Origin of the sequence: Nostoc sp. CHAB 5715, from assembly GCF_020829685.1 — a bacterium.
GTDB lineage: Bacteria > Cyanobacteriota > Cyanobacteriia > Cyanobacteriales > Nostocaceae > Nostoc.
The window spans coordinates 1-7,750 of the sequence record NZ_JAIVFR010000286.1; the positions used below are offsets into that span (position 1 = coordinate 1).

At 38.7% G+C, this 7,750-nt stretch carries 7 protein-coding genes and 1 pseudogene; 6 read left to right on the top strand and 2 right to left on the bottom strand.

The features are described 5' to 3' along the window. Positions 1-400 (bottom strand): hypothetical protein (locus LC574_RS17095; protein ID WP_229454617.1); only part of this gene is annotated, 400 nt, incomplete at its 3' end. Between the two features lie 455 nt (positions 401-855). Between LC574_RS17095 and LC574_RS17100 the strand changes: the two genes are divergently transcribed. After that, the gene (locus LC574_RS17100) at positions 856-1,374 is read left to right on the top strand and encodes a helix-turn-helix domain-containing protein (RefSeq protein WP_229454618.1); all 519 of its coding nucleotides are present in this window, start codon (positions 856-858) and stop codon (positions 1,372-1,374) included. A gap of 192 nt (positions 1,375-1,566) precedes the next feature. On the opposite strand, the gene LC574_RS17105 is transcribed toward LC574_RS17100, so the two are convergent. After that, the gene (locus LC574_RS17105) at positions 1,567-1,740 is read right to left on the bottom strand and encodes a hypothetical protein (protein WP_229454619.1); all 174 of its coding nucleotides are present in this window, start codon (positions 1,738-1,740) and stop codon (positions 1,567-1,569) included. A gap of 54 nt (positions 1,741-1,794) precedes the next feature. Here LC574_RS17105 and LC574_RS39065 point away from each other — a divergent pair, with 54 nt between their 5' ends. From LC574_RS39065 to LC574_RS17130, 5 genes and pseudogenes are all read left to right on the top strand, one after another. Next, a complete protein-coding gene (locus LC574_RS39065) occupies positions 1,795-4,026 on the top strand; it encodes a bifunctional serine/threonine-protein kinase/ABC transporter substrate-binding protein (protein ID WP_229454620.1) in 2,232 nt (743 codons plus the stop codon). A gap of 58 nt (positions 4,027-4,084) precedes the next feature. Further along, on the top strand, positions 4,085-5,674 hold the full coding sequence (locus LC574_RS17115; RefSeq protein ID WP_229454621.1) for an NB-ARC domain-containing protein: 1,590 nt from the start codon (positions 4,085-4,087) through the stop codon (positions 5,672-5,674). Between the two features lie 253 nt (positions 5,675-5,927). After that, positions 5,928-6,656, top strand: a complete 729-nt coding sequence (locus LC574_RS17120) for a MotA/TolQ/ExbB proton channel family protein (RefSeq protein ID WP_229454622.1) — start codon at positions 5,928-5,930, stop codon at positions 6,654-6,656. Positions 6,657-6,697: 41 nt separating this feature from the next. Then, positions 6,698-7,396 carry a biopolymer transporter ExbD gene (locus LC574_RS17125; protein WP_229454623.1) on the top strand — a complete coding sequence of 233 codons (699 nt, stop codon included), beginning with the start codon at positions 6,698-6,700 and terminating at the stop codon, positions 7,394-7,396. Between the two features lie 263 nt (positions 7,397-7,659). After that, positions 7,660-7,750: pseudogene (locus tag LC574_RS17130) on the top strand (thiamine biosynthesis protein ThiS); the annotation flags it as partial.

Here is a 7,750-nt window from a genome sequence, read left to right on the forward strand (position 1 = left end):
AAAGCCCTGACCGATCTTTCTCTGCTGCATAAAACCCGTCAATTGAAAAATTGAGCCTGAAGGGGACTCCATCGCGCACATTTGCCGCAACAGTGATCAGCTTTCCGGCAGAGTTTGGAGGAATCGTCCTTACGAAAGTACTTATATCACGTAGGTTATCGGCACGCACGGCTTTAACTTTTATGGCGGAACCGATATTCTCATTCAATCGAATTGAAATGTCATTGAATTGCCTACTGGTGGTATATGTCTGTGCAAATGTGCTTGATCCGAAGGCAGGAATTATGTCTGAGAAGGTTGATCTGGCTCCTCCTGTTAGAGAAGCAGAATTGTCATCGGAAATTTCTTCCAACACAGAGTCTAATTCAGTTAAGAGTTGCTCATGCTGATTGACTTTCATCTTTTTTCTCCTTATAGAGTGTGCATTTTTCTGTATAGTTATTTGAGGAATTGTCTAACTCCATTTAAATATTCTGAGATTTAATCAATAAAATCAATGGTTAAAAAGTGATTTTATCCACATAAATCAATGACTTATGTTTTTGTTTTTTTTAATCCAAAACAATACACTTGAGTTAAGGCTTGCTTCTCCCTAACCTTCATTAAAAAGGAGGAAATTAAAGCAAGCCTTTTCCTTCATTTAAGATTATTGTTCATATAAAGGCGAAGCATATTTCGCCCCGACAAACTAGGAACAGTTTGTAAAGCCTAACTTCTGACCATTCATCCGATAATTGTGAAGTTTTGTAACAAGTTGCGGAATTCATAGACTTTTGATTCCGAGAAGTAAGCAGAGGTTCGCAAAGAAGCTAAACGAACTTCCAAAGAGTGTAACTTCTACCAAGAGGAATCGTTATGGAAAATCCAGGTCTTTGCTTAACACCCTTTCAGCGCAGATACCTACTGAAAAGCTTAGAAACCGACTTACGTCCAGAATACCGCCGTCGCATTGAAATCATGCTGCTTTACGATGCAGGTGAATCTCAGGCTCAAATCTGTGAAGCTTTGGGATGTTCTCAAGAGACTGCACGCTACTGGATTACGATCGCCCAAACAGGACAAGCTCACAAATGGAGCGATCGCTTGATGGGACGGCCTAAAACTGTCAATGAGCAATACCTCGCTCGCTTGAAAGAATTGGTAAGCCATAGTCCGCGCCTTGTTGGCTATGCATTTGAACGCTGGACAGCAGAATGGTTAAGCAAGCATTTGGCAAAAGAATTGGAAATTAAGGTTAGCAGTTGTCACATTAACCGTTTGCTCAAGGAGATGGGGCTTTCCACCCGACCAAAAGACAACACAACTAAGCAAGAAACCTTACACCAAGAAGATTTAGGTGCGGCTTTTATAAAAAGACATTACTCTTTGAAATAGTAAAAAAGTCATTAGTCATTAGTCATTAGTCATTAGTCATTAGTCATTAGTCATTGGTCATTAGTCATTAGTACCAATGAATAATGACTAAATCGACGGACGACTATTCCTCCCACCGCTTGAAGGAATGGGATTCCCGCCGATTTTCGTTGACACCCATAGGCATTGCTATGTCCTTACAGAGTGGTATATTTACCTGAAAATAGCTGTTTGTTCTTTCGCTAAAGCTAATGCTTGATGAGCATTTCTAAACTTTGTTTCATCTGTAAATTTATGACCAAAACACTTTAAATAAGCTTCCAGGTATCGAATACGTAAGTATGGATCAGCCGAACTCTCAAGAAAAGGGAGGTCAGCTTCAACCATAAACCGAATAGCTAACAAGGGGATAGGGCTACGAAGTGGACGAAAGTTTGGGTTGTGCAAAAGTTTTTTTATTTAGTGCAGGATTATATAGAAGGAAAAAATTTAGCTCAGGAACTCCGGGAGGTGGGAAGCTTTTCAGAGGGTGAAGTTATAAACATTCTCAAGGAAATTCTAAACTTACTCAATTATATCCATAATTATGACGGTACTAACGGAGTTATACATAGAGATATTAAGCCTGCTAATATCATACGCTGTAGTCAGGACGATAAGCTATATCTAATAGATTTCGGTGCAGTTAAACAGATATTGCAAGGATTAGAGGTTGAGACAACATCTATAGTGCTAGATCCGCATTTTGCACCGCCTGAGCAATTTGATCATGACAAAGTATCCCCTGCATCAGATTTATACGCCACAGCCACAACTTGTCTGTGTTTGTTAACAGGATTTACAGATACTCGTGAGCTTATCTTGAATTCAAGTTGGAGAGCTCATGTGCCAGTGAGCGATCAGCATTTTGCAAAAGCTTTAGACGAAATGCTCAAACGCAGACAAGAAGACCGTCCTCAGTCTGCTCAAGAGGTTCTTAAGATTCTGTCTGGTGAACGTAATTCAGGCTCACATCCTACTCAAAGACCTAATTCAGGCTCGTCTCCCAAACCAAGAATGTTGAGGAGATTTCTTGATTGGGTGAAGCAACTTCCTAGACGCTGGCGTTCGATAATAAGTTTTGTCTTTCCGTTTTCATTAGGAATAGCGATCGCAGTTGCTTGCTATTTTATATTTCATCCAAAGTCACCAGTCCCACCACCACCTTTTGCCAACTATTTTAGCAGAGGGGAAGAATCTTTAATTGCTCAACTAAATGCAAAATCTAAGAACCCAAGTTGCAAAGACGCTTACAATTTAAAGCAAGAAGGAATGAAAGCTTTTAAACAAGCTAGTTCGTCTGCTAATGAAAACCTTTTTAAAAAAGCTGATGATTTGTTTACACAATCCATAGATAAATTTAAACTAGATCCTAATGTAACAAACTCCAGCACAAATTTTTGTATAGTTGATCCTGAAACATTTATTTACCAATACAACTCTAAGGTTGCTCAAACTGTATCAGCACGTAATGGTAGTCTGCCAACAATTGCAGTTGTTATTCCAAGTGAATCCAACCTTGATATTACACTAGAAATACTGCGTGGTGTAGCCCAAGTCTTAAAAGAACAAAATACAAACACACCATTGTTTCAAATCCTCCTAGTAAAGGATAATAATAATCTAATAGAAGACGTAAAAAGGATAGCTAACTATATATCTAATAATAATATACCAGAAGAATTTGATTATTTTCAGAAGAGTCAAAACTTAGGAGTTATTGGTCGCTATACAAGCAGATATATTTGGGAAGCAGGAGGAATTTATGGGGGGCAAAAACTTGTTCTGATTGCACCCACAAGTACCGCTATTAGGGAATTTCCTCCTGAAACATTACAACCAAATTTGCATCATTATGTTTTCCGCACAGCCTCTAATGATTCAATTGCAGCTAAAAACTTAGCTGAATATATGTGGGACGCTCTTAAATTGAGGAAAGTACTGATTATTTACGAATCTACAGATCCTCATAGCAAATCTCTGACCGAAGAATTTCAAAATCAATTAACAAATAGAAATCCCAATGAAATAAATTACCAACTTTGCGATTTATCAGCATCCTCTTTTAATAAAAAAAATTGCATAAGCACGGTGAAAACGGCAGAAGCAGAAGTAAACGCCTTAATGTTAGCTCCTGGTTATATAACCTTAAACAATATACTGAATATTGCTCAATTAGGAGCAAATAGAAATTTTAAAATCCTCACAGGGGATGTTCTGTATAATAGACAAATATCAAAGAACCCTGAAACATTTACTAACAAAATAGTGCTTGCTGTTTTTTCCCACGCAGATAAAGTTCAAAACAATTTCAAGAGTCAAACTATAAACCTTTGGGGAATAAAAAAAGTGAGTTGGAGAACAATGACTTCGTATGACGCAGCGCAGGCATTTGTTAAAGCTTTGAGTGACCTTCGTGAAAATGCTAATCCAACTCGTCAAAATATATACGAAAAGTTGAATAATACTAGCTTTTCTGCTCCAGGTGCTACTACAGAGGTAAGATTTGATCCAGATCACGATCGCAAAGCAGCTACAGGGGTTGGTGTTTTAGTACAACTTAATCGAAGTAATCCTAACAGTGATGAATATGGTTTTACTCTTCTGGAAACACCACAACGAAATAATCCCTAAATAAAACGTACAAACTGTCAACGTAACAATGTAATTTTTTCATAAAAACTTGAAATTTATGCCTGAACGCTTTTCTCTCAAAGCCTCTCAACAGGGAAAAAAACTCATCAAGGAAGCCTGGAAGAGGCTAATTGTGAGACATGGAACGACAATTGCAACTGCTTCAGATATGAATGCAATATTTCTTAGAGAAGCAAGTAAGATTTTACAACCAGATAAAAACTGGGATAATGTTTCAGAAGACCATTGTGCTGTATCTGAAGCTACTTTGAAACGCTTTCGGGTAGCAAAGGAACGTATTACTGCTTCTACTTTTAAGACTTTTTGTCAAGTGTTGAACTTGAACTGGGAAGATGTAGCAGAAAATGAAGCAGATGCTAATAGAGATTTGAGCGAAGCACCCCCTCCTATTAATTTTTATGGACGTACCCAAGAATTAGCTGAACTTCAGCAATGGCTTATCCAAAAAGGTTGTCGATTAGTCTTTATTCACGGAATGGGGGGAATTGGAAAAAGCGCCTTAGTTCGCCATTTAGTAGATAGAATTGCTGACAAATATAATCGTTTAATTTGGCTTTCTCTAGAATCAGCACCACCATTTAACAAGATATTGAACAGACTGGTGCAATTTTTATCTAAAGGTGAACAAGAAGAAGCCGATATTTCCCAACTCATGCAGTATTTACATCAGCAAAAATGTTTAATAGTGCTGGATGCTTGGGAGGAAATTATGGACAATAAGAGCGAAGATTATACAAAGTATAATGTATTTGTAGAGAGAGTTGCTAAAGAATCCCACAAAAGCTCTTTATTATTACTTAGTAGAAGAAAACCTGACAATATTGCAATATTAGAAGGAAAATTTGTTTTTTCTAAAAAGTCGTTACCTCTCATCAAAAAAGACGTAAAAGAATTTTTAAGTGCAGAAGGTCTATTTGGTACAGATATTGAACTAGAGAAATTTAGTGAGCGTTATAATAACCCGTGGATACTTAAAAGAATTATACAAAGCATTCATAATGTCTTTAATGGTGATATATCACCATTTATAAATAATGGTGAAGTGACAACTGTTCTTGATGAATTAACCACTGGTTTTTTAAATCAGCAATTTAAAAAACTTTCACAATTAGAAATAAATCTGATTTATTGGGTAGGTATCAGACGCAATACAGCCTTATGGAATGAATTAGTACAAGATAGTCAGCAATTTTTAACTTATCAGCAGTTATTTGAAACTGTCAATAATTTAATTGTAAGGCATTGCTTAATGGCTAAAAGCACAGAAGAAGTTCCAGTAATTTATATACTAGAACCAGTTATTTTAAAATATAGTAATGAGCTATTTATCGCAGAAAATTACGCGCAAATTAACCAAGTATTTCAAAATGGGATCATTAATGGTTGTGAACTCTTTATTACTCATGGTTTCATTACAGGATATCCAAAAGATGAAGAACTCAATCAGGAACAAATGAGGCGGATTGTTAAACCCATTGAAAAAATGCTATTGGCTAACTTTCGTAGTCAGCAGCAACTTGAAAATCAACTTAAAAAAGTTTTGTCACTATTGGAAGATAAAGGATTGTCTCAAGGATATGCCTCCCAAAATATTTCACATTTGATCTCGGCTGGCAAACAAATCTAGCTAAGTGTCCACCCGTGTATAAGTAAGTTGACAGAATAAAACTAGACTAAAACCCTCTTCCCTCGTGCCTCTTGCCTTCTGCCTCCTGGCTTATCCCAATGTCCAGCAGTCTAAGTCAAATACCCCATGCTTGCACTGTCTTTTTAGGTTTTCGAGAAATTTATATTTTGGAAGTCCCTCATTTTGCATTAATCTCTAAAATTAAAATGCCTTAGCACATTTGCTTTAGTCATGGAGGGAGGAAACTTAAACAGTGGATATTTTAGATTTATTTTATAAGGGCGGGGCAGCGATGTGGCCTTTGCTTGTTCTCTCAATTCTGTCTTTGAGTGTGATTTTTGAGCGTTTGTGGTTCTGGTTGCGGATTTTGACTCAAGAAAAGCAAATAGTCGATCGCATCCTAGATGCTGCCCAGCATAATTGGCAAGAAGCTGCTGACATCGCAAAACAAGCAAGCCATCAGCCTGTCGGGCGTTTTCTCTATGCTCCCTTACGTTTTCCAAAAACTGACGTGGAAACCTTTCGACTAGCACTTGAGTCCACAGCAGAAGACGAATTGGCTGGAATGCGGCGGGGCGAAAAGCTTTTAGAAGCTGTGATTGCCCTCGCGCCTCTGCTGGGATTATTAGGTACTGTTTTGGGTCTAATCCAGTCTCTGCGCTCAATTCGGATTGGCGATTTGGGAACTGAATCTACCGCCGGGGTGACTACTGGTATTGGTGAATCCTTAATTAGTACGGCAGCAGGGCTAATAGTTGCCATTATTAGTTTGGTATTTTATCGCCTATTTCAAAGTTTTGTAGTCAACCAAGTCAAAGTTTTTCGCAAGGCGGGGAATGAGATGGAATTGCTCTACCGCCAGTCCCCTCCTGATTTTAGTAATAGTACATCAGCAATTGTGCAAGAAAATTTCACTCCACCCCGCAAGCCAGGAAAGACTAGGTTTCCTGAACCTCCTGAACCCCCGAATTCACCTAATTAGTCAAAAATTCAACCCCCGAACTAGGCGTTTAAATTGAGAAAATGAAAGTTAATCTACATACCCCAATTGAAGAAGTCCAAATTCAAATCATCCCTTTAATAGATGTTGTTTTTTGTATTTTGACGTTTTTTTTATTAGCGGCATTACAATTTACCCGCCAACAGGCAATAAATGTTGATTTGCCCAAAGCCAGCGCCAGTTCAGTATCTGGAATAACATCACAGAGTGGAAGTCTGATTGTAACTATCGATGCCGTTGGCAACACTTACATAGAAAAACAGCCTGTACAACGGGATGATTTGGGAGCGAGGTTAAAACAGTATCTCCAAGCAAACCCTAGTGCCGTTGTGGTGCTAAATGCTTCGCGGACAGCAACTTATAATGATGTTATTGAGACATTGGATTTGCTACGGCAAGTAGGAGGCGATCGCGTTTCTTTGGGAATTATTCCTGGCCCATCTCAACCACCCACAAACTCACTTAACCAGCCTAATATCCCCTCTTTCCCAATCAATCCTGGTGCTGCACCAATACCCACCACTGCACCAGTCCCAGGCATCAATCCCGAAGGGAATCTTACCCCTAGATTTCCCTTAGCACCTAATTCTGTACCTCTTCCTGGCATAACTCAGCCTCCAACTGGACAAGGCATCAGTCCTATCAATCCTGGTATTTCCAACCCACCAGCATCCCAAGCGCCTGTAGCACCTAAACAAACCCAACCTCCTCTTAAAAGATGAGATAGGGGCAGGGGGCATGGGGCATTGGGCATGGGGCATTGGTTATTTCCCCTCTACTTCCCCTGCCTCCCCTACTCCCCCTTTCAAGGGTAGGTTTTTTGGAATCTCAAAAATAGTTGAGAAAATTATCAACTGTTTAACGTGATTTGGTCGTTTCAGGATTTAAACATCGGCTGAAATATTCAAAAAATGACCAAATACAAAATACCTACCTTTGTAAGCCCTACTCCCCACTTCCCACTCCCCACTCCCCACCCACATTTATGTCTAATAAAATTACGGTTCAGGTAAATGGGGAAACCCATAGCTGCTCATTTCAAACTTCTTTACCCGACTTACTTCAACAGTTGGGTT

Excerpts from the sequence above, each read along its gene's own strand:
- LC574_RS17125 (WP_229454623.1), top strand. The coding sequence starts at position 6,698 with ATGAAAGTTAATCTACATACCCCAATTGAAGAAGTCCAAATTCAAATC.
- LC574_RS17100 (WP_229454618.1), top strand. The coding sequence starts at position 856 with ATGGAAAATCCAGGTCTTTGCTTAACACCCTTTCAGCGCAGATACCTA.
- LC574_RS17105 (WP_229454619.1), bottom strand. The coding sequence starts at position 1,740 with ATGGTTGAAGCTGACCTCCCTTTTCTTGAGAGTTCGGCTGATCCATAC.
- LC574_RS17115 (WP_229454621.1), top strand. The coding sequence starts at position 4,085 with ATGCCTGAACGCTTTTCTCTCAAAGCCTCTCAACAGGGAAAAAAACTC.